17 protein-coding genes and 1 pseudogene are annotated in these 21,156 nt (G+C 65.8%); 5 read left to right on the plus strand and 13 right to left on the minus strand.

Translation table 11 applies throughout. The features are described from left to right. Positions 1–26 precede the first annotated feature (26 nt). The 8 genes from G9U51_RS06460 to G9U51_RS17980 form a co-directional block, all read right to left on the minus strand. The gene (locus tag G9U51_RS06460; protein WP_232321743.1) at positions 27–956 is read right to left on the minus strand and encodes a helix-turn-helix transcriptional regulator; all 930 of its coding nucleotides are present in this window, start codon (positions 954–956) and stop codon (positions 27–29) included. Positions 957–1,129: 173 nt separating this feature from the next. Next, positions 1,130–1,525, minus strand: a complete 396-nt coding sequence (locus G9U51_RS06465; protein WP_076690484.1) for a hypothetical protein — start codon at positions 1,523–1,525, stop codon at positions 1,130–1,132. Positions 1,526–1,545: 20 nt separating this feature from the next. Further along, the gene (locus G9U51_RS06470) at positions 1,546–2,238 is read right to left on the minus strand and encodes a response regulator (RefSeq protein ID WP_076690483.1); all 693 of its coding nucleotides are present in this window, start codon (positions 2,236–2,238) and stop codon (positions 1,546–1,548) included. Next, positions 2,235–4,730 carry an ATP-binding protein gene (locus G9U51_RS06475; protein ID WP_166194842.1) on the minus strand — a complete coding sequence of 832 codons (2,496 nt, stop codon included), beginning with the start codon at positions 4,728–4,730 and terminating at the stop codon, positions 2,235–2,237. Before G9U51_RS06475 ends, G9U51_RS06470 begins: the two co-directional genes overlap by 4 nt. 2 nt (positions 4,731–4,732) lie before the next feature. Continuing rightward, complete coding sequence (gene kdpC / locus G9U51_RS06480; RefSeq protein ID WP_076690481.1) at positions 4,733–5,347, minus strand: potassium-transporting ATPase subunit KdpC; 615 nt, start codon at positions 5,345–5,347, stop codon at positions 4,733–4,735. Positions 5,348–5,373: 26 nt separating this feature from the next. Beyond that, complete coding sequence (kdpB, locus tag G9U51_RS06485; protein ID WP_076690480.1) at positions 5,374–7,521, minus strand: potassium-transporting ATPase subunit KdpB; 2,148 nt, start codon at positions 7,519–7,521, stop codon at positions 5,374–5,376. A gap of 3 nt (positions 7,522–7,524) precedes the next feature. Then, on the minus strand, positions 7,525–9,198 hold the full coding sequence (gene kdpA / locus G9U51_RS06490; RefSeq protein ID WP_076690479.1) for a potassium-transporting ATPase subunit KdpA: 1,674 nt from the start codon (positions 9,196–9,198) through the stop codon (positions 7,525–7,527). Next, positions 9,198–9,287, minus strand: a complete 90-nt coding sequence (locus G9U51_RS17980) for a potassium-transporting ATPase subunit F (protein WP_035731468.1) — start codon at positions 9,285–9,287, stop codon at positions 9,198–9,200. Before G9U51_RS17980 ends, kdpA begins: the two co-directional genes overlap by 1 nt. 380 nt (positions 9,288–9,667) lie before the next feature. Here G9U51_RS17980 and G9U51_RS06500 point away from each other — a divergent pair, with 380 nt between their 5' ends. Genes G9U51_RS06500 through G9U51_RS06510 form a run of 3 tightly spaced genes read left to right on the plus strand, consistent with a single transcriptional unit; the run spans position 9,668 to position 11,342 of the window. Then, positions 9,668–10,234, plus strand: coding sequence for a hypothetical protein (locus G9U51_RS06500; RefSeq protein WP_076690478.1), 567 nt, complete (start codon positions 9,668–9,670; stop codon positions 10,232–10,234). Beyond that, positions 10,231–10,779 (plus strand): hypothetical protein, encoded by a 549-nt coding sequence (locus G9U51_RS06505; RefSeq protein ID WP_076690477.1) that lies wholly within the window; start codon positions 10,231–10,233, stop codon positions 10,777–10,779. Before G9U51_RS06500 ends, G9U51_RS06505 begins: the two co-directional genes overlap by 4 nt. Then, a complete protein-coding gene (locus tag G9U51_RS06510; RefSeq protein WP_157127927.1) occupies positions 10,779–11,342 on the plus strand; it encodes a hypothetical protein in 564 nt (187 codons plus the stop codon). The genes G9U51_RS06505 and G9U51_RS06510 overlap by 1 nt, the downstream gene beginning before the upstream one ends. Before the next feature lie 69 nt (positions 11,343–11,411). Here the strand turns inward: G9U51_RS06510 and G9U51_RS17985 are convergent, their stop codons facing one another. The 4 genes and pseudogenes from G9U51_RS17985 to G9U51_RS17320 form a co-directional block, all read right to left on the minus strand. Continuing rightward, on the minus strand, positions 11,412–11,957 hold the full coding sequence (locus tag G9U51_RS17985) for a DUF6611 family protein (RefSeq protein WP_372430959.1): 546 nt from the start codon (positions 11,955–11,957) through the stop codon (positions 11,412–11,414). 255 nt (positions 11,958–12,212) lie between these two features. Beyond that, positions 12,213–13,436: an IS256 family transposase gene (locus G9U51_RS06515; protein WP_166194845.1), complete on the minus strand. Its 1,224-nt coding sequence runs from the start codon at positions 13,434–13,436 to the stop codon at positions 12,213–12,215. A gap of 436 nt (positions 13,437–13,872) precedes the next feature. Beyond that, positions 13,873–14,313, minus strand: coding sequence for a hypothetical protein (locus G9U51_RS17315; protein WP_232321804.1), 441 nt, complete (start codon positions 14,311–14,313; stop codon positions 13,873–13,875). Positions 14,314–14,344: 31 nt separating this feature from the next. Beyond that, positions 14,345–14,737, minus strand: a pseudogene (locus G9U51_RS17320) (DNA cytosine methyltransferase); the annotation flags it as partial. A 274-nt stretch (positions 14,738–15,011) separates the two neighbouring features. Between G9U51_RS17320 and mobF the strand changes: the two are divergent. Both mobF and G9U51_RS06530 read left to right on the plus strand, forming a co-directional pair. After that, positions 15,012–18,557 (plus strand): MobF family relaxase, encoded by a 3,546-nt coding sequence (mobF, locus tag G9U51_RS06525; RefSeq protein WP_235945653.1) that lies wholly within the window; start codon positions 15,012–15,014, stop codon positions 18,555–18,557. 179 nt (positions 18,558–18,736) lie between these two features. Then, positions 18,737–19,108 carry a sulfate permease gene (locus G9U51_RS06530; protein WP_076690474.1) on the plus strand — a complete coding sequence of 124 codons (372 nt, stop codon included), beginning with the start codon at positions 18,737–18,739 and terminating at the stop codon, positions 19,106–19,108. Between the two features lie 288 nt (positions 19,109–19,396). Here the strand turns inward: G9U51_RS06530 and G9U51_RS06535 are convergent, their stop codons facing one another. Continuing rightward, on the minus strand, positions 19,397–20,983 hold the full coding sequence (locus G9U51_RS06535) for a coiled-coil domain-containing protein (RefSeq protein ID WP_166194848.1): 1,587 nt from the start codon (positions 20,981–20,983) through the stop codon (positions 19,397–19,399). Between the last annotated feature and the right edge of the window lie 173 nt (positions 20,984–21,156).

Raw genomic sequence — 21,156 nt, forward strand, 5'->3', positions numbered from 1 at the left:
AGCGTTTCGCCTGGGCATACGCGCGTTCAGTCAGGGTTTGAGCGTGCCGGAGCACCACTGCTGATTCTGCGATACTCCGACGGGCACACGCCGATGCTCCTGCGGAACTGACGTGCAGCGAAGTCAGGGTCGTTCCAACCCACCCTGGCGGCGATGTCCGAGATAGGTGAATTCTCCACGCGCAGGAGGTGGGCCATTCGTTCGGCACGGAGCATCGTCAGGTACGAGATCGGCGATTTCCCAAACGCATCGACGAAAACTCGACGCAGCTGAGACACCGACAGATGCGCTCGCGCCGCGAGCTCGGTCACCGTCCAATGACGATCCAACTCCACACGCAAGGACCGTGCAATATCCAACGCCTCAGGACGTACAGGGCGGAAGAGGCGATGCCGCGGCACGGTGGGAACCGACGCGTTTCGCCGCGCGACAGCGGTTCCCTCATTGGCGACCACGAGAAACGGAACCAAGACATCGAATACGGCAGAAACTAGCGATTGCGCCCGATAGAAACGATCAGGAGGCACGCCCTCGACACTCAACGCAGCCAACTCGTCAAGCCACGGCATCATCAGCCCCGCCCGGTGCTTACCGATGCGCAGAACCTGGGTGGGTTCCGCATAATGCGTATCGAGGAACTGGCTCGCGTCGAGTCGCTCTTGGAACCGTGAAGCGTACTGCCAAAACACTTGGTCAATGACATAGTCTCGGTCGAGATAGAGCGTCGTGGTCGCTACCCACCCGTCGGGTTCAGCACCACAGAGAGTGTTTGCCGCCAGAACAACGACATCACCGACGCTGACAAAGTGCGCGCCAAACTCACTGAAGAGTCGAGCCCGACCCGCCCGTATGACAATGAACTTGACGCAATCGAAAGCGATTGGCTCAACCGGATCGTGCGCGACTTGCGTTCGGGCGAGCAACGGCGAGAACGCGGCCACCGGCGCCGCCGGCACACCAGCAGACTCCGTAGGCCCCTCCCACCGAACATCGCCAGTCATAGTTGGCAATCGAAGGGCACTCGCGTCTGAGAATCGAGTACCCCTAACGGTACTCATATGACGCTTGCCAGAACCCTAACGGCTACCTCACGTTGAACAGTTTGCGTGCAGTTTGCGCCGAGGTAAGGTCACCAGACCATCGGGAGGAGAGATGCGAGGAATCCTACTGCTGCGGTGCAGAGCATGGTGATCGCTAGGGTCTGGCAGAGACGTTCCGGGTGGGAGCGTTTGTGCAGGCGGAGTCGGTCGGGCCGGCGTTCGGGAACGTATCCGGTGACGGTGGTCGAATCGTGGTCGCGAAGATCATCGCGGGGTGTGAGGGGGCGCGTATAGGTGCGTTCCTTCGCGCTCCATATCGCGATCTGCTGCTGATCGAGGTCCTCGACGATGGTGACGTTCGTTGGGGTGCGCGGACCATCGATGGCGGCGATGATGAGCGCTGCGATCAGGAAGGGGATGCCGATGATTGCACCGATCCAGGACAGCATTTCGCCAATGATGCCGATGGTGTCGGTGATGCTCATCGCTGCGGCGTGCTTTGAGGCTAGATGGTCATGCCGTCGAGCCGGTAGCCCATGCCGGGTTCGGTGAGCAGGTGGGCAGGGTTGCTGGGGTCTTCTTCGAGTTTGCGGCGGAGTTGGGAGACATAGAGGCGGAGGTAGCCGGTGTCTTCGGCGTGTTCGGTGCCCCAGATGGTGGTGAGGATGGTTTGGCGGGTGACGAGTTTCCCGGCGTTGCGGATGAGGATGTCGATGAACTGCCACTCGGTGGGGGTGAGCCGAATCTGTTTCTGCCCGTCGGAGGTGTCGCGGGTGACGCTGTGGGCGGCGAGGTCGATGGTGACGTTGCCGAGGTGCACCACGGGCGTAGCGTCTTCTTGGGGAACACGCCGTGTAAGGGCGCGGATGCGAGCGAGGAGTTCTTCGACGGCGAAGGGTTTGGTGATGTAGTCGTCGGCGCCGGCATCGAGGGCTTCGACCTTGTCGGCGGCACCGGCGCGGCCGGACACGACGAGGATGGGGGCCTGGGACCAGCCGCGGATGCCGTGGATGACTTCGATGCCGTCGAGTTCGGGCATGCCGAGGTCGATGAGGAAGATGTCCGGGTGATGGTCGATGGCTGCCGTAATCGCCTGGGCGCCGTCGGCTGCGGTGAAGATCTGGTACCCCTTGGCGGTGAGGGTGATGCGCAGGGCGCGGAGGATCTGGGGGTCGTCGTCGGCGATGAGGATCTTCATGACGGCTCCTGGCTCGTGGAGATCGTGGGGAGGGAGATGACCATGGTGAGTCCGCCACCGGGGGTGTCCTCGGGGGTGAGGGTGCCGTGCATGGCTTCGATAAAACCGCGCGAGAGGGCAAGGCCCAGGCCCAGGCCGGTGGTGTTGTCGGTGTCGCCGAGGCGTTGGAACGGCAGGAAGATATCGTCCAGTTTCTCGGGCGGGATGCCGGGTCCGCGGTCGACGATACGGATTTCGAGACGGTCTCCGAACGTGCTGGTGCTGACGTGGATGGGGGTGCCGGCCGGGCTGTAGCGGTGCGCATTGGTGAGGAGGTTGACGAGCACACGTTGAAGCAGGACCGGGTCGGCATGCGCCACCGCGTCACCGTGATTCAGCGCGAGAGTCACGTCGGTGGGCCCGAGGTGGAGTTCGTCGAGGGCGGGCGCGATGGTCTCGGCGGGATCGGTCGGGATCTCCGCGATAGTGAGCACGCCCGCCTGCAGCCTGCTGACATCGAGGAGGTCAGTGACCAGAGTCGCGAGAGCGCCGAGGCTCTCCTCGGCGGTGTCGAGCAGTTCCCTCTTCTGCGCGGACGCCAAGTCGGGCCCTGCCGCTTTGAGACCCCCGACAGCGGCGGATGCAGCCGCGAGCGGGCGACGCAGATCATGACTGAGCGCGGACAGGAGCGCACCGCGCACCCGATCCGATGCCGCGATCGGCTCGATCTGCTTCGCCGTCTCGGTGAGGTGCTCGTGTTCCAAGGTCGCGGCGAGTTGCGCGGTGACGACGGCAAGGAGGCGTTGCTCGGACGCGGCAAGGTCCGGGCCGTGCAGTTCTAAGGTGGTGTCGTCGGTGATCCGGATACTGGCGTGATAATTGTCGGGCAGCGGTTCCCCGGACCGGGCGAGGACGTCTTCGCCGCGCATGAGCCGCACGCCGGGGAGTTGGAAGGCTTCGCGGGTGCGGTCGATGAGTGCTTGGATCGCGTTGTCTCCGCGAAGGACGCTGCCAGCGATGGTCTGGATGAGTTCAGATTCGGCGGCGGAGCGTCGGGCGGCTCGGGTGTAACGGGCAGCCCGGTCGACGACGAAACTCACCAGGCCCGCGATAAGGACGTACAGGACCAGGGACAGCAGATGATGCGGCTGGTGAATGTGGATCGTGTACAGCGGTTCGATGAACAGGAAATCGAGCGTGATCCCCGACAGGACGGCGGCGAACAGGGCTGGCCAGATCCCTCCGACAAGTGCGACGACGACGACCAGGAGCTGGTAACTGAGGACGTCGGTGGTGATCGAGTCTTCGCTGCGGAACACGCTCAGCAGTGCGGTAAGCGCGGGCCCGCCCAGGAGCGCGACCACGAACCCGAGGATGCGTCGTTTACGGGTGAGCGCTCCGGTCAGAGGGGGCAGGGTGAAGCGTTTGCCGGCGGCAGCATGGTTGACCATGTGCACGTCGATGTCCCCGGATTCACGGACGACGGTCGCGCCGATCCCGGGTCCAGTAAACGCGGCGGTGACGCGTCCACGGCGGCTGGCACCGAGAACGAGCTGCGTGGCGTTGACCGAGCGGGCGAACTCCACCAGCGCGGTGGGGATGTCCTCCCCGATGACCTGATGGTAGGTGCCGTTGAGTTTCTCGACGAGCGCACGCTGCTCGGCAAGGGTCGCCGGGTTCCCGCTGCGGAGCCCGTCTTGACTGGTGATGTGCACAGCGATGAGCTCGCCGCCGGCGGAGCGGGCCGCGATCCGCGCGCCGCGGCGCAGCAGCGTCTCGCCTTCGGGGCCGCCGGTGAGGGCGACGACGACGCGTTCGCGGGCTTCCCAGGTGCTGTCGATGCCGTGATCCTTGCGGTATCCCTTCAGCGCCTGATCGACCTCGTCCGCGAGCCAGATCAGGGCGAGCTCACGCAACGCGGTGAGGTTCCCGAGGCGGAAGTAGTTCGACAAGGCGGCGTCGATGCGTTCAGCCGGGTACACGAATCCGCCGCTGAGCCGGTCGCGGAGCGCTTGCGGGGCGAGGTCGACGACCTCGATCTGTTCCGCACCGCGGAGGAAGCTGTCGGGGACGGTCTCTCGTTGCGGGACGCCGGTGATCTGTTCGACGACGTCGTTGAGGGATTCGATGTGCTGGATGTTGAGGGTGGAGATGACGTCGATGCCGGCGGTGAGGAGTTCTTCGACGTCTTGCCAGCGTTTGTCGTTCTTCGAGCCGGGCGCGTTGGTGTGCGCGAGCTCGTCGACGAGCGCAATACCGGGGCGACGATCCAGCACCGCCTGCAGGTCCATCTCCTCGAGGGCAATCCCGCGATGTTCGATGCGTGTGCGCGGGACGGCCGGGATTCCCGCGGTCATCGCCGCCGTCGCGGCGCGGCCGTGGGTTTCCACGATCCCGACGACGACATCTTTCCCGTTCCCGAGGAGGCGTCGCCCTTCTTCCAGCATGGTGAAGGTCTTGCCGACGCCGGGGGCAGCGCCGAGCAACACCCGAAGCTGCCCCCGTTTCGGCATGATCAGTCCTCCAACTCGTCCAGGGCGAGGTTCAGTTCCAGAACGTTCACCCTCGATTCTCCCAAATACCCGGCATCCGGGCCCTGGGTGTGTGCCGCGACGAGCTCCCGTACCTGCTCCACGGGGATCCCGCGTGCGTCGGCGACCCGGTCGATCTGGATCTGCGCGTACGCGGGGCTGATGTGCGGGTCCAGTCCCGACGAGGACGCGGTGACCGCATCCACGGGGACTTCGGCCTCGGTGACGCCGTTGAACTCTGCGACCTGGGCTTTGCGTTCGGTGATCGCGGCGATCAGGTCCTCGTTCTCCGGCCCGTAGTTCGACCCGGAGGAGGCGCCTCCGTCGTACCCGTCGCCGGCGGCGGAGGGCCGCGACTGGAAGTACTCGGGCAGCGGGTTGCCGTCCGCGTCGGTGAAGGACTGGCCGATCAGCGACGACCCGACCGGGTCACCGTCCTGGTTGGTGATGATCGACCCGTTGGCCTGGGCGGGCAAAGCGACCTGCCCGATGCCGGTGATCACCAGGGTGTAGCCGACACCTAGGACAAGGGTCAGGAGCGCCATGGCGCGGGTGGCGACCCAGATGGTGCGCCCGACTCCACGAGCTTGTGTGTTCATGATGTTCTCTTCTTTCCGAAGGTGTGTCAGAAGCCGGGGATGAGCCGGACGAGCAGGTCGATCAACCAGATCCCGACGAACGGGGCGACCACGCCGCCCAGCCCGTAGATGGCGAGGTTGCGGCCGAGGATGCTGGACGCGTTCCCGGGCCGGTACTTCACTCCACGCAACGCGAGCGGGATGAGGAACACGATCACGATCGCGTTGAAGATGATCGCCGACAGCACCGCCGAGGCAGGCGAGTGCAGGCCCATGATGTTCAGCGCGGCGAGCTGCGGGAACACGCCCATGAACATCGCGGGGATGATCGCGAAGTACTTCGCGATATCGTTCGCGATCGAGAACGTCGTCAACGCCCCGCGGGTGATCAGCAGCTGCTTCCCGATCCGCACCACGTCGATGAGCTTGGACGGGTCGGAATCGAGGTCGACCATGTTCCCGGCCTCTTTCGCCGCCGACGTGCCGGAGTTCATCGCGACCCCGACATCGGCCTGCGCCAGCGCCGGGGCGTCGTTGGTGCCGTCACCGGTCATCGCGACGAGATTCCCGCCCTCCTGCTCCTTACGGATGTAGGCGAGCTTGTCCTCCGGGGTGGCTTCGGCGAGGAAGTCGTCGACGCCGGCTTCCTTCGCGATGGCGGCCGCGGTGAGGGGGTTGTCGCCGGTGATCATCACCGTGCGGATACCCATCGCCCGCATCTCGGCGAACTTCGCCGGCAGCCCCTCCTTGACGACATCCTTGAGGTGCACCACCCCGAGCAGACGCCCCGCACCGGTCGCGTCCTTGGTCGCGACGACGAGCGGGGTGCCGCCGGACTGGGAGATGCGCTCGACATACTCGTCGAGCTCCGCGACCAGCGACGACGGCAACCGTTCACCGCCCTCTTCCAGCCACGCCATCACGGCAGAGCCGGCGCCCTTACGGATCTGGGTGCCATCGGGCAGGTCCAGGCCCGACATGCGCGTCTGCGCCGTGAACGGGACGATCTCTCCAGTGGTGTTCCGGTCGAACTCTCCGTGCTCCTGCTCGGCGAGCTCGACGATCGACACGCCCTCTGGGGTCGGGTCCGCCAGCGAGGACAACGCGGCGGCACGGACCAGCTCCTGCTCCCTCACCCCGCCGAGACGGACGAACGCGCTGGCGCGCCGGTTGCCGTAGGTGATGGTGCCGGTCTTGTCCAGCAGCAGCGTCGTCACATCGCCGGCCGCTTCGACCGCACGCCCGGACATCGCCAGCACGTTGCGCTGCACGAGCCGGTCCATCCCGGCGATACCGATCGCCGACAACAGCGCCCCAATCGTCGTCGGGATCAGACACACCAGCAGCGCGACCAACACGGTGACGCTCACGGGGGCGGCCGCGTAGGACGCGATCGGGTTCAGGGTGAGCGCGACGACGACGAAGATGATCGACAGGGACGCGAGCAGGATGTTCAACGCGATCTCGTTCGGCGTCTTCTGCCGCGCGGCACCCTCGACGAGAGAGATCATCCGGTCCACGAACGTCTCACCCGGCTTGGAGGTGATGCGCACCACGATCCGATCCGACAGCACCCGTGTGCCACCGGTGACCGCGGAACGGTCGCCGCCGGACTCGCGTACCACCGGGGCGGATTCGCCCGTGATGGCCGACTCGTCTACCGACGCGATGCCCCACACGATGTCCCCGTCGCCGGGGATCAGCTCACCCGCGGTCACGACAACCACATCACCGAGCGTGAGATCCGAAGAGGACACCTGCGTGGTTGTGGCCCGCTCCGCAGCGGCATCGGCCTTCGGGTCGTAGCTGGTGACTCGGCTGGCCATGGTGCTGGTGCGGGTCTTGCGGAGGGTTTCCGCCTGCGCTTTGCCGCGGCCTTCGGCGACAGACTCGGCGAGGTTCGCGAACAGCACGGTCAGCCACAGCCACGCCGCGATCGCCCAGGTGAACGACCACGGCACGACCGTGCCGCCGGAATCGGCAGGTCCGCCGATGAACGGCTCAGCGACGGCGAGGACCGTGGTGAGCGCGGCACCGACCCAGACGAGGAACATGACGGGGTTGCGCCACTGCTCTTTGGGGTTGAGTTTGCGGAACGCGCCGGGCAGGGCTGCCCGGACCTGTTCCCAGGTGAACCCGCCCTTCCGGGTGGGGGTACCCGCCGTTTTCGGGCGGGGTTCGGTGATGGTGGACATGGTTTACATCAGCCCTTCCGCTAGCGGACCTAGCGCGAGAACGGGGAAGAAGGTCAGTGCGGTCACCAGGATCGTGACCACGGTCAGCAGCCCGATGAACATCGGACGGTGCGTGGGGAGGGTGCCGGAGGTGCTAGGAACCTTGTCCTGAGCGGCCAGAGAGCCCGCCAGGGCGAGGACGAACACGATCGGCACGAACCGTCCCAGCAAGATCGCGAGACCCAGCGTGGTGTTCAGCCACGGCGTGTTCGCGGTGAGACCCGCGAACGCGGAACCGTTGTTGTTCGCCGCAGACGTGAACGCGTACAGCACCTCGGACATGCCGTGGATGCCAGGGTTCCAGATCGAGGTGTTTTCCACCTCTTCCCGGACACCGGGGATCGCGAAGCTCAGCGCCGTACCGGCCAGCACCAGGGTGGGCATGACGAGGATGTAGAGCGCGGCGAGCTTGATCTCGCGCGGGCCGATCTTCTTGCCCAGGTACTCCGGAGTGCGTCCGATCAGCAAGCCAGAGATGAACACGGCGATGACCGCGAGGATCAGGATCGCGTAGATCCCGGAGCCGACGCCGCCCGGAGTGACTTCACCGAGCATCATGTTCAGCATCGGCATCATCCCGCCGAGCCCGGTGTACGAGTCGTGCATTGCAGCGACCGCACCGGTCGAGGTTCCCGTGCTGGTGGTGGTGAAGAGCGTCGAGCCGATGATTCCGAGTCGCTGTTCCTTGCCTTCCATCGCGCCACCGGCAAGCTCGGGAGCGGTGCCCATGCCGGCGGATTCCAGCGCGGTGAGGATGCTGAACGACGCTACGTACAGGATCGCCATCACGGAGAGGATCGCGTACCCCTGACGGTTGTCACCCACCATCCGCCCGAAGGTGCGGGGAAGGGAGAAGGGGATGACGAGCATCAACAGCACCTCGAACACGTTCGTCCACGCTGTGGGGTTCTCGAACGGGTGCGAGGAGTTTGCGTTGAAGAATCCGCCCCCGTTGGTGCCGAGCAGCTTGATGACCTCCTGCGAAGCCGTCGGCCCGCCGGGGATCGTCTGCGTGGCGCCGGTGATCGTGGTGACGGAGGTGAATCCGTTGAAGTTCTGGATCACCCCGCCGATCATCAGCACGATCGCACCGACGACGGCGATCGGCAGCAGAATGCGCAGCGTGCCGCGGATCAGATCGACCCAGAAGTTCCCGATCGTGCCGGATCGTCGGTAGGCGAAGCCGCGCACCAGGGCGATCGCGACCGCGATACCCACGGCGGCGGACACGAAGTTCTGCACCGCGAGACCCGCGAACTGTACGGTGTAGCCGACGGTGAGCTCCGGCGAGTAGGACTGCCAGTTCGTGTTGCCGACGAACGAGGCTGCGGTGTTGAATGACAGATGCTCAGACGGAGCCTCCAAGCCCAGCGAGTACGGCAGCCACTGTTGGAGACGTTGCAGACCGTATACGATCAGCAGGCCGATCGCGGAGAACGCGAGCACGCTGCGCAGATACGCCTGCCAAGTCTGCTCGGTCTTGGAATCGACGCCAATGATCTTGTAAATCCCGCGTTCGACCTTCCAGTCCTTGCGGGACGTGTAGACCCAGGCCATGTAGTCACCGAACGGGCGGTAGAGCACGCCCAGGATGATGGCGACGGTGGCGAGGGCGAGAAGCGCGTACACCCAGGTCATCAGAAGCGCTCCGGTTTCACGAGAGCGAACACGAGATACACGATCGCCGCGACCCCGAGACCGGCGGCGAGAAGTTCAAAGACGATCACAGCTTCTCCACCGCCTTCCCCAGCAGCCCGACGACCACGAACAAGGCGATCACGCCGAGCACGTAGACGATGTCAAGCACAACAAGCTCCATTCGGATAACAAGCGACAGCAGGACCACTAGCCGCGCAACCCGAAACAGCGGGCGCAACTCACGATCAAACACCCGCCCACACCCCCGAAACAGGCGTCCTAACAGAACCCATACGAGGATCGGACGGACTCTGACAGCCCGCTAACACGACAGCCCGCAGAGCGCTCTGATGGCACGGGTCCTGGTCGCCGCCCCTCAGGGTGGTGCTGTTAGCGGCAGGCCGAGAAGGCGCATGAGTTCCGTCAGGGGATGTTCCCTGCCTGATGGGTGCCGCGTAGAAGTGGAGGCATGACCCTCACCGCCATCCTCCCCACCCTCAGACTCAGCATCCCCGACCCCCTCCAACCCCGACATTGGCCCGAACACACCGTCCCCACGGTCTCAGATGTCGTGATCGGCGGAGTATCCCTGACAAGGCTGGTGGAGATCAGCGGCACCCCGTCGCTGCTCACCGGAGACCTGCCCCACCCGAAACCGGCCGAGGCGCGCGCTCAGGGGATCGGCAACGATGTCACTGTCCTCATCTTTCAGGTCACCCTCCGTATCGACACCGACACCGATAAACGCGTCGCCCTCACCGACTGCGGATTCGACCGGGTGACCCCGTGCTGGGACGAGTGCCGGCTCATCGGCCGCACCTCGACCGCGAAGAGCACCACCATCGAACTCATCCCCGGCGAAACCGGGTCTGCGCCCTGGCCGTACCCGATCGTCACCCTTCCTACAGACGTCCACCAAGGCGACCTCCTCGCCGTCCCCTGCGCCGGCGCGGTCACGCTCAGCGACGTGCGCCCACGCCCGCAGGAAGCCTTCGCCCCCGCCGAACGGGTCCGGGAACTCGCGGTGACCCGATGAGCATCACGCACACGCTGATCTCCTCTCGGGCGATGGCTCTTGCCGCCCTGTACGAGGACTGCCCGCCCTGGCCCGCAGACACCGCCTTCACTGACCACGACATCAGCATCGGCGCGCAATCACTCACCGCCCTCGCAGCACAGCGCGGCACCCCCTGCCTCCTTATCGCGCCCAGCAGCGCATCGGCGCGAGGAGAGGAGTACCGAACTGTCGTCATTACAACGATTCTCGACCGCACACCGCGCCGCGGGCTACGGCACCCCATGGAGCTGACGGTCAACTGCGACCTTGGCGCCCTCGACTCCCGCGTCCTCGACGTCCTGCCCCTGCAGTGCCCGAACGCGCGGCACCGCAAGACGACCCTGCTGCGCTCCCCGCACACGCAGACCGCCATCAGGGTGCTGCTTCCGCAGACCTGCGCCCCCGGTGACCTCCTCGCCCTCACCTGCGAAGGCACGATCGCACTCGGGCAGATCACCAGCCACCCCGCCCGCATCCACCCGGGCAGTGACGACGAGCCGTGGCAAGGCAGGTGCCTCAAATAATGGACACCATCCGACACACCACCCGCTCGTCCCCGGCAGGCCCGCAGCCTGGGCAGGCTCGTTTGCTCCTCTACGGCGACTCGCTCGACAGCCTCGCCTATCTTGCTGCGGCCGCTCCTCACAGTCACGGCGCACTCGACGATCGGAGGGCGCGAACCATGATCGTGGGAATCCGCGTGCCCGACACCAACCACCCTCGGCAAGCGCTCCGGAGTCAGCTCCGAGCAGCGCACGACATCCTCACGAAACCGCTGCGCACGCACCCCCTGGTGCGGCACATCTTCTACATCGTCGAAGTCCCCTCTGACTCACCGACCCCTGACCGCGCCGTCAACGCATTGTCCGCAGCGATCTGCGCACACCACGCCGAGATCGAAATGCGCCACGGTCGCGACATCTGCATCACCGGAATCGTCACCACCTGCCGCACCGACCCCGAAGCACTCGCCGAACGCGTAGACCAGAGGGTCACCACAACACCCCTCGAGAGCCACTACGCGACCTCCTGGGATCAGATCGCACACAGATCCATTGCCGCCGCCGCCGCAGAAGCACTTCTCTAGCGTCGCGGAAGCCCTACCTTGGACCCATCGATGGTCACGGGCGCCGACTCTCAGGGCGAGTCCGGGTGCTTACTTGTCTCTCCCAGGAGACAGTGCATGCGTCTCCTCGTAGACGGCCATCCACACGTGGTCGTACACGCTTCGCGTGATCCTCCCTCGACGAAGATCCTCTGTTGCGCGCTCCATCAGCAACGACAGCGTGATGATCATCTCTTCACGATCCTCATCATCACGACGAGGCCAGAGCACGAACCGGCTCGACCATGCTGTTGCCACGCGTCCGCGAAGCGGACGCGCCTTCCACCAAAGGAACGCACCGGTCGAAACCCCTGCCAGCACGATACCGACCGCCGACGCCTCAGGAGACGCGCCAACCGCGACAAGCAGAATCCACAGCAATAGGCCCACGCTTAGGGCCACCGGCGCGAAAGCACTCGCCAACCGAGCCCAGAACCGTTCACGCTCTGACGACACCGGCGAGTACACGACCAACCGGGACGTCCCGACCCCGTGACGCGCAACAGCGTGATAAACGGACCCCCAGTGCACGGGTCGTGGAAGCCGGGAGCCGCTATGAAATGGTGCCCGGCTATCTGTGGGACCTACGAGAGACATGCACTGATGCTTGCTCGATCACGAAATCACCGCGAGAGCACCATACGGACCCCATGCAGCAAACCCACAGATCGCCTCGGCTTGCTAACGCAATCCCAACACCAACGCCCGCGCGCCGCTCCGCACAAGACAGTAGGAGCTGCTCCCTGTTTCCATCCGTTGGCTGTCGCATCTCAATCGAATGCGACACCGGGAGCAGGTGACGTCCCGCTGAGTGGTGGAGTTTCTCAACACCGTGCGGGTCAGCTGTTGTGATTATGCCGCAGCGAGTTCCGGGATCGCGACCTCCTCTTCGGTGACGTTCAGGAGCTTCATGGAGTGCTCGCTGAAGTAGCGGCGGTCAGCGCCGTCCCATTCGTCGTGTTGCTCGATCAGGACGTGTCCGGCCAGGCGCAGCAACGCGGCGGGGTTGGGGAATGTGCCGACGACGTCGGTGCGGCGTTTGATCTCCTTGTTGACCCGCTCGAGCGGGTTCGTGGACCAGATCTGCCGCCAGTGTGTGGCGGGAAACTGACAGAACGCGAGGATGTCGTTCTGCGCGTCCTCGAGCATGCCGGCGATCTTCGGGTGCGACCTCGAGAGCATGCGGACGACTTCGTGGAATTGGGTGAACACGTGCTCGGTGTCTGGCTGGGCGAAGATCGTGCGGATGATCGACGCGACCATCGGCCCAGCGGTCTTGGGGACGTTGGCAAGCACGTTGCGCATGAAGTGGACCCGACACCGCTGCCATGACGAGCCTTGGAAGACGGTGTCGATCGCCGCGATCAGCCCGGTGTGCGCGTCGGAGATCACCAGCTTCACTCCGCCCAGCCCGCGGGCCTTCAGCGAGCGAAGGAACGCGGTCCAGAACGGTTGCGATTCGGTGTCCCCGACCTCGAAGCCGAGGACTTCCCTGCGCCCGTCGGCGGCGACACCGACCGCGACGACGACGGCTTGGGAGACGACCCGCCGGCCGACGCGGGCTTTGCAGTAGGTCGCGTCGAGGAACACGTACGGGTACGTGCTGTCCGCGAGCGGCCGATCGCGGAACGCCGCGACGTCCTCGTCGAGGTTGCTGCAGATCCGCGACACCTCCGACTTGCTGATCCCGGTGTCGGCACCGAGCGCCTTCACCAGGTCGTCGACCTTGCGGGTGGAGACGCCGTGGACGTACGCCTCCATCACGACCGCGAACAGGGCCTGATCGACCCGGCGGCGGCGTTCCAGCAGCGACGGGAAAAACGATCCCTGCCGCAGCTTCGGGATCCGCAACTCCAGCTCCCCCGCGGTGGTGGTGAGGGTCCGCAGCCGGGTCCCGTTGCGCTGCGTCGTACGGTCCGGGGAGCGTTCGAACGGGGCAGCGCCGATGAACGCAGCTGCTTCCGCGTCGATCAGCTCCTGGTAGAGCGTCTCGGTCGCGACCCGGATCCGGTCGTTCACATCGGTGAGTTTCAGTTCCCCGAGTAGCTCGAGGAGGGCAGACTGGTCAAGAGCCATCGTGCGTTTGTGTCCTTCCGTGAGATTCCTACACAGTTCTCACTGACCATCGCACGATGGCTCACCACGTCCACGACGTGACACCCGAGCCGGGAAACTACACCACCCCAGGGGACGCCACCCCGGGAGCAGCTTAGCCGCGCTCAGCCTCGGTGAACATGCCGGCAACCAGCGGGTCCTTGCAAAGCAGGAGTCTCTCAAGAGTTGAACATCTTCCGGGCAGTTCTCAAAGCCGCGACAGCTTGCCTCGGGAGAACACCATTCCCGAGCGACGCAAGTTGTTGGTTGGTGGTGAGCCCATGACTTGCATCGGTCACCCATCCCGACGGTAGCCCCATAAGCCATTCGACGAATAGGGGCGCCGGACGAGGGCCGGTCTCGTCGCTCAGAATCGCCGGAGAAGGAGCAGCGCGGCTAGTGATCTGCTCCCACCGAGTCACGGCTTCGGCGTATCGTCCCCAGCGTCGAAAAGCTGCCCGATCAACGACCACAGGCTCTCGGACTCGTCTGGGCGCGGGTAGCCGTTCGGACCGTGGAGGGCAAGGTCGATGATCTGATGGCTCAGCGCAATCGTGCCCCGCCGTGCTTTCACCTGCTGCAAACTCTCCCCGCCACGGGACGCGTCCGACGCCAGTGGGGTTCGGAAGAGTGCGATGGGCGAGGATGAAGACCCGGTATCGGGGATGGGGTGCGCCGATGGCGGTGGCGGGTAGACCGATCCATTGCGCGTCACACCGGAGGTCGGCCAGGTCTCCCAGAACTGCTCCTGCTGCCCGAAGAGGTCGAGCTGCGGTTTCTCCCACATGCCACGAGTCGGATTCCACACCGCGAGGGGTTGCGCCGCTGGGAGTTGCACCTCTGGGGTTGCGTTGCTCATCGTTGTCTCCTTCGGGGATCGTGCGGATCGCGGGTGCAGATAGCAGCCCGCGGACGTTCTCGATCACGACCCACTCCGGTTGCAGAGCATCGATTGCTGCGGCCATGTGAGACCAGAGTCCGGAGCGAGTGCCGGGCTTGAGGCCGGCCATCTTCCCGACCGTCGACACGTCCTGGCAAGGAAAGCCGCCGCAGAGGATGTCCACCGGCGGGACGGTATTCCAGTTGATGGTGGTGATGTCGCCGAGATTGGGGGCGTCGGGCCAGTGGTGGGAGAAGACGCGGGCGATGGGCTGGTTGATTTCGGAGAACCAGATGGTGCGGGCGTGGAAGATTTCCTCGACGGCGAGGTCGAGCCCGCCGTAGCCGGAGAACAGCGACCCTACCCGTAGGCGACCGTCGTTAGTGTTCTCGACTTCTGACATACGGACTCCGCCGATCGGGTGATCCTGGCGGTCCTCTGCACACGAGTTCAACGCCGGGCTGGTCACCTGCCAGGTGCTCACCGCGCTCCCCGGACCCCGTCACCCCGCCTGCCGTCTAATCCCGGAGCCGTCGCTTACGTCCCCGCTTCTGAGCTGCCACGCGTCTTGCAGATCGAGGGCGCCGCGCGATTCGCCGTGTCGCATCTGATGCGACAGACCGCCTCCGCTCACCTCCTCAGCGAGCGGGAGGGAGGCGGCCTGAGTGACGGTCTCGATGCGTGTGATGTCGGCGGGTGACGGCTATAAGTACCTGCTGCGCACCGTCGCTGCGGGCGACGGCGACAGGTCGCTCTCGACGCCGTTGACGCGCTACTACGCCGAGGAGGGAAGCCCGCCCGGTTTCTGGCTCGGTTCCGGCGTTGGGACTCTCGGTGGCGGGCAGATCGCACAAGGCGATCAGGTCTCCGAAGCCCAGCTCCAGCTCTTGGTCGGCATGGGGCGTGACCCGATCACCGGGGCACCGTTGGGCCGGGCGTACCCCGAGTACCGGGCGGTGGCCGAGCGCGTCGCGGAGCGTGTCTCGGCCCTCGATCCGACGATCGGGCCGGCCACCCGGACCGAGGCGGTCGCAGCGATCCAGGCCGAGGAGGCGGCGCGCGGGACGCGCCGCGCGGTCGCGGGATACGACTTCACGTTCTCAGTGCCGAAGTCCGCCTCCGTGTTGTGGGCGGTTGCCGACGCCGGGACGCAAGCGCTGATCGCGGACGCGCATCATGCGGCGGTTGCAGAGGTGGTTGCGTTCATGGAGCGGGAGGTTGCAGCCACCCGCGCCGGTGCAACCGGCCGCGACGGCGCGGTTGCGCAGGTCGATGTCCACGGGCTGATCGCCACAGCGTTCGACCACTACGACTCCCGTGCGGGTGACCCGCATTTGCACACGCACGTCGTCATCTCGAACAAGGTGCAGACCGTCCTCGACGGCAAATGGCGAAGCCTGGACGGCCGTCCGATGCACGCCGCGACCGTCGCTCTGTCGGAGCTGCACGAGGCGGTGTTCGCCGACCACCTGACCCGCGCGTTCGGCGTGGAGTGGGAGGCGCGGGAGATGGGCCGCGACCGCAACCCCGCCTGGGCGGTCGCCTCGGTACCGCAGGAACTGGTCTCAGAGTTCTCGTCCCGGTCCCGGCACATCGAGGTCGAGAAGGATCGACTGATCGCCGAGTACGTCGCCCGGCATGGTCGGCAGCCGTCTGCGGCGACGATCATCAAACTGCGCGCGCAGGCCACGCTCAGCACCCGCCCGGAGAAGCAGGTTCGTTCCCTCGCGGACCTGACCGCTGAGTGGCGGGCGCGGGCCGGGCGCATCCTCGGGCAGAACGCAACCTCATGGGCGCGCACCGTGACGGCGAACGACGCGCCTCTGCTGCTGCGCGCGGACGACGTGCCGTTGGACGTGATCGGCACGCTCGGGCAGTCGGTCGTGGATGTCGTGGGCGAGAAGCGATCGACGTGGCGGCGGTGGAACCTCACGGCCGAGGCGGCGCGGCAGACGATGCGCTACAGGTTCGCGTCCACCACGGATCGGGAAGCGATCGTCGGGATGGTCGTGGACGCCGCCGAAGCCGCATCCCTGCGGCTGACCCCGCCCGACCTCGAATCCAGCCCGGCCGTGTTCCGCCGCCCGGACGGGAGCAGCGTGTTCCGGCCGAAGAACTCGGCGGTGTTCTCCTCCGAGACGCTGCTGGCCGCCGAAGACCGACTCCTCGAGCGTGCCCGCACGACCACCGGCCCGACCGTCCCGCTTGCCACCGTCGAGAAGATCGCGGCGCGACCGGACAGGAAGGGCCACGCCCTCGGTGATGACCAGGCGGCCGCGCTGGCGAAGGTCGCCGTCTCCGGCCGGCTCGTCGATGTCCTCGTCGGCCCTGCCGGCGCGGGCAAGACCACGGCCATGTCCGCGCTACGCCGCGCGTGGGAGCACGAACACGGCGCAGGCAGCGTGGTCGGGCTGGCGCCGTCCGCGGTCGCGGCGCAGGTCCTCGCCGACGACCTCGGCATCCAGACCGAGAACACCGCGAAATGGTGGCAGAACCACCTCATGTACGGCGACACGTTCGGCATAGGGCAGCTCGTCATCGTGGACGAAGCCTCCCTCGCCGGCACCGTGTCCCTTGACCGCATCACCAGCCTTGCCGCCGAGGCCGGGGCGAAGGTGCTGCTGGTCGGCGATTACGCCCAACTCCAGTCCGTCGATGCCGGCGGTGCGTTCTCACTGCTCGTCCGCGACCGCGACGACGCCCCGGAACTGGTCGACGTGCACCGCTTCGCCAACGAGTGGGAGAAGACCGCTTCCCTGGGCCTGCGGCATGGCCGCACCGAGGTCATCGACACCTACCTGGACCACGAGCGCGTCCACGGCGGTGAGACGGAGGCGATGGTCGATGCCGCATACGCCGCCTGGCGGGCCGACCGGCAGGCCAGGCAGGCGACGGTGCTGGTCTCCGACTCGAACGAATCCGTCCTCGCCCTCAACCAGCGTGCCCGCACGGACCTGATCCTCGACGGCACCGTGAACCCCCGCCGCGAAGTCGAACTCCACGACGGCACCCGCGCCGCGGTCAGTGACAGCGTCATCAGCCGCCGCAACGATCGCCGCCTGCGCGCCGGCCGCGGGTGGGTGCGCAACGGCGACAGGTGGACGGTCACCGAGGTCCGAGACGACGGCTCTCTCACACTCCGCCGCGCCACGGCCCGCTGGGGAGCATCGGTCGTCCTCCCGGCTGACTATGTGGCCGAACACCTCGACCTGGGGTATGCCGTGACCTCGCACCGGGCACAGGGCATCACCGTCGACACCGCGCACGTCGTGGTCGACGCCGCCATGACCAGGGAGAACCTGTATGTCGCGCTCACCCGCGGCAGGCAAACGAACATCGCCTACGTCGCCATCGACAAGCCCGACGACTCCCACGACGGCCCGCACCCCGCCGACAACACCGAAGCGACCGCACGAAGCGTGCTGTTCGGCGTGCTCTCACATGTCGGCGCCGAGCTCTCCGCACACGAGACCATCACCGCCGAGCAAGACACCTGGGCGAACATCGGCCAGCTTGCCGGCGAGTACGAGACGATCGCCGCCGCCGCACAACGCGACCGATGGCTCACGCTCATCTCCTCCTCCGGGCTCACCGACGAGGAGACAGAAGCCGCGATCCATTCCCCAGCGTTCGGGGCACTCACCGCAGAACTACGCCGTGCCGAGGCCAACAACCACGACATCGAGAACCTGTTGCCTCGCCTGGTGCGAGCACGCGGGTTCCAGGACGCCGACGACATCGCCGCCGTCCTCCACTACCGCCTCGCCCGCGCGACACAACGGCCTGCCGGATCGGGCCGGACCCGGAAGACCCCGCGGCTGATCGCCGGGCTCATCCCCGAGGCCACTGGCATCATGAGCGCCGAGTTCCGCCACGCCCTCACCGAACGGCGCGACCTCATCGAGGCCCGAACCGACGCACTCCTGGACACCGCGCTCACCGAACACGAAGGCTGGACCAAGGCACTCGGCGCTCCTCCGAAGCAGCTCCGCACCGTGGCCGCATGGCGGCAGGCCGCCCGCACCGTCATCGCGTACCGCGACCGCTACGACATCACGGACGCCGCACCGCTCGGCGCACCGGCCGAGAACGACGCGCAGAAGATCGACGCCGCCCGCGCCCGCGCAGCCCTCGACCGCGCCCGCACGCTGTCAGACACCGGCCGAACCGAACGCGAACGGCCTCGACGCACCACGACGCGACCGCTCGGACCGAGGCTGTAGGCACCCTGCTGGCGGACGGAACCCGTAACTGCCCTTACGAATGTCGCCGGGAAGTCGTACCCTGGAAGGGAGGCAGCGTTTCACATCTCTGCGGGTCCTTCGGGACAGTCCCTTCGGGGCCACTCATCAAAGTTTCTGCCTCCTCGACGGAGAAACACGTCCTGATGAGAGGCCCGACCATGTTCCGACTGCTCTGGGCGGCCAGCGTCCGCACCCGCTACTTCCTGCGCCGCTACATGCCCGCCAACGTCCTCCTCGACCGCATCCGCACCCGCCGCGGCCTCAAGTGGGGTCTGCCCGCGATGCTCCTCGCCGCCCCCTACCTGCTCGCCGCGAGCATCTGCACCAACCTCATCGCAGACGGCGGCCCCGGCTGGCTCAACCTCCTCGTGATCCTGTTCATCTGGAACGCGCTCAAGTTCATCCTCATCGGGCCGGTCAGCCTCGCCCACCTGGTTCGCATCCGACTCCACGAAGCGGCCGAACGCCGCCGCGCACGCCGGCGAAGCGACGCGATGAAGTCCGCCCGCTACGCAACCATCGGGTCTTAGTGGCTAGGACAGCAACCGCTGTCCCCCTGACTGGTCAATAGGCTCAAATCACGCTCATGCCGGATGGAGACGACTACCGCACCTGCCCGCAGTGCGGGCTCGACTGCGAGCCAGTTCTATTCGACAGCGCCGGTGCCGGCGTCCGTGTTTCGTTCATCTGCCCCACCCACGGAGTCCACACCGTCGTGGACCCGTTCGCCGATTGTCGGTAGAAGCGGATCGCCACAGCTTCCCTATCCCGGCCCGGTCCACCTCTGAATGAAGCGGTCGAGGAGGTCGAGCGATCTACTAGGAGTCGCCTGACCTGCGTCGGGCAAGCATGCCGACATCGATGCGGTACTTGGACAGTTCGTTGTCGTACCTGCGTTCGCGGTTGACGAACGCCCGGACGCCACCTTCGAGGAGCTCTTGGATGCTCTTACGCACCTCAGGATTGTCGATCGGTCCAGTGGTGACCTCACCCTCCCGCTTCATGATTCGGAGTTGGCCTTCTGCATTCTCAAGCACGACGACCACCTCAGCGTCAGTGTTGACCGGGATGTTCGCTTCGTGGGTTACCACGATGAGTTGGCGTTTCCAGCGCGCCTTCCGGAACTGAGTAACGATGAGTTCGCTCACGAGCGCGCTATCAAGGTCGTCCTCGGGCTGGTCCAGTACCAGTGGGCTATCGCCATAGCTCAGTGTGAAGGCGAGCATCGCGGCGCTGCGTTGACCGGGGCTACCGTCAGTCACGGTTTGCCACGATCGCTCATCCGCTGGGTCGTTGCCCTCTTTAAGGAAGCGCATGTCGAGTGCGTCATCAGCACTCAGTGTCGCCAAGCCGATGCGTACCGTCTCAGTCGCCTGCTTGAGCCGCGAGACGAAGGAGCTTGACAGGTGGGCGTCGGACAACGGCGTGTAGTCGTTGCTGAGCAGCGCATCTCGCCAAACCTGAGACCGCGCGAGGCGCGTATCCAAATCGAGGCTGGCTCCCCATATCCACTCAGCAACGCTGAGCAGCGAATCAACGTGGTCACCCTGTCGAAAGCCGAGCTCGGTGTGAATGGCCTGGCGCCAGCTCGCATGATCCGCATGGGCATCGACAGAGAATCGGAGGCCAGGCGTCCGCGACGAAACAAGCTCAGTGAAGGAGTCACGGGCTGACCGTCTTTGGGCGAACAGCTCGTTGATCGCTGCCCAGGCGGCCGCTTCGTCCTCAACCTGCTTCGGCTGTTGCTTGGCGAGGTCATCAAGAGTCGCGAGTTCATCTGTGAACGCAACCTTCTCCACGCCGAGCGCGCCGTATTGAGAGAGATCGACGCCCAGTTCAGCAAGCCTCGCTTCGTAAGCCGTCTTGACGGCTTCGGCGGCGGCAATGGTCTTCGCGAACTCGTCCGTTTCCGAGTCGAGCCCCGCCCGCGCCGCACCCGTGACCCGTCGAATCTCTGTGACAAGGTCCGCGACCGCGGATGACGCGCGCTCTGCCAACTGCTCCAGTGGGGCGAAGAAATGAGCTCCTGCGTCGGTGGTGAGATTCGGGCGTTCAGGCTGAACGATCTGCTCTAGTGTCGTTGCCAGCTCGTCGGCCTTGGACGAATAGCGGAGGATTCCAGCCTTGTCGGTAAGGACAGCTTGGGCGGATGTGAGTTTCTTCTTCTCTTCCTCGTCGTCAAGCGCGGCGAGCTTGCGGTTCACTTCGGCGAGGTCATCCTCGACCTTCTTGCGTCCCGCGAGCTTGGCTTCGGTCTCAAGCCTGAGCGCGGACGCCTCGGTAAACCGGCGGCGCCGATCGTGCAGTTCCTCGGCGAACTGGTCTACGCGCACGGATGTGACATCGACTCCTCGGGCGACGAGTTCCACTGATACCTGGTCGTCATCCAACGCTTCGTCGACCAAGGCAAGCATGTTGGCGCTTGGGCTTTGCGTGCCTGGACGGTCTCCGCTAGGGCGTGTCTCCCAAAGGTTTGGGCTGGTCGCTGGAACGCTCGGTGTGTGTCTCGAACGGAGTTGCTGACTGATGCGCAGTGGGAGCTGATTGCTCCGTTGATGCCGTCCTCGCAGGGGCGTCG

Origin of the sequence: Metallococcus carri, from assembly GCF_011440275.1 — a bacterium.
GTDB classification, from domain to species: domain Bacteria; phylum Actinomycetota; class Actinomycetes; order Actinomycetales; family Dermatophilaceae; genus Metallococcus; species Metallococcus carri.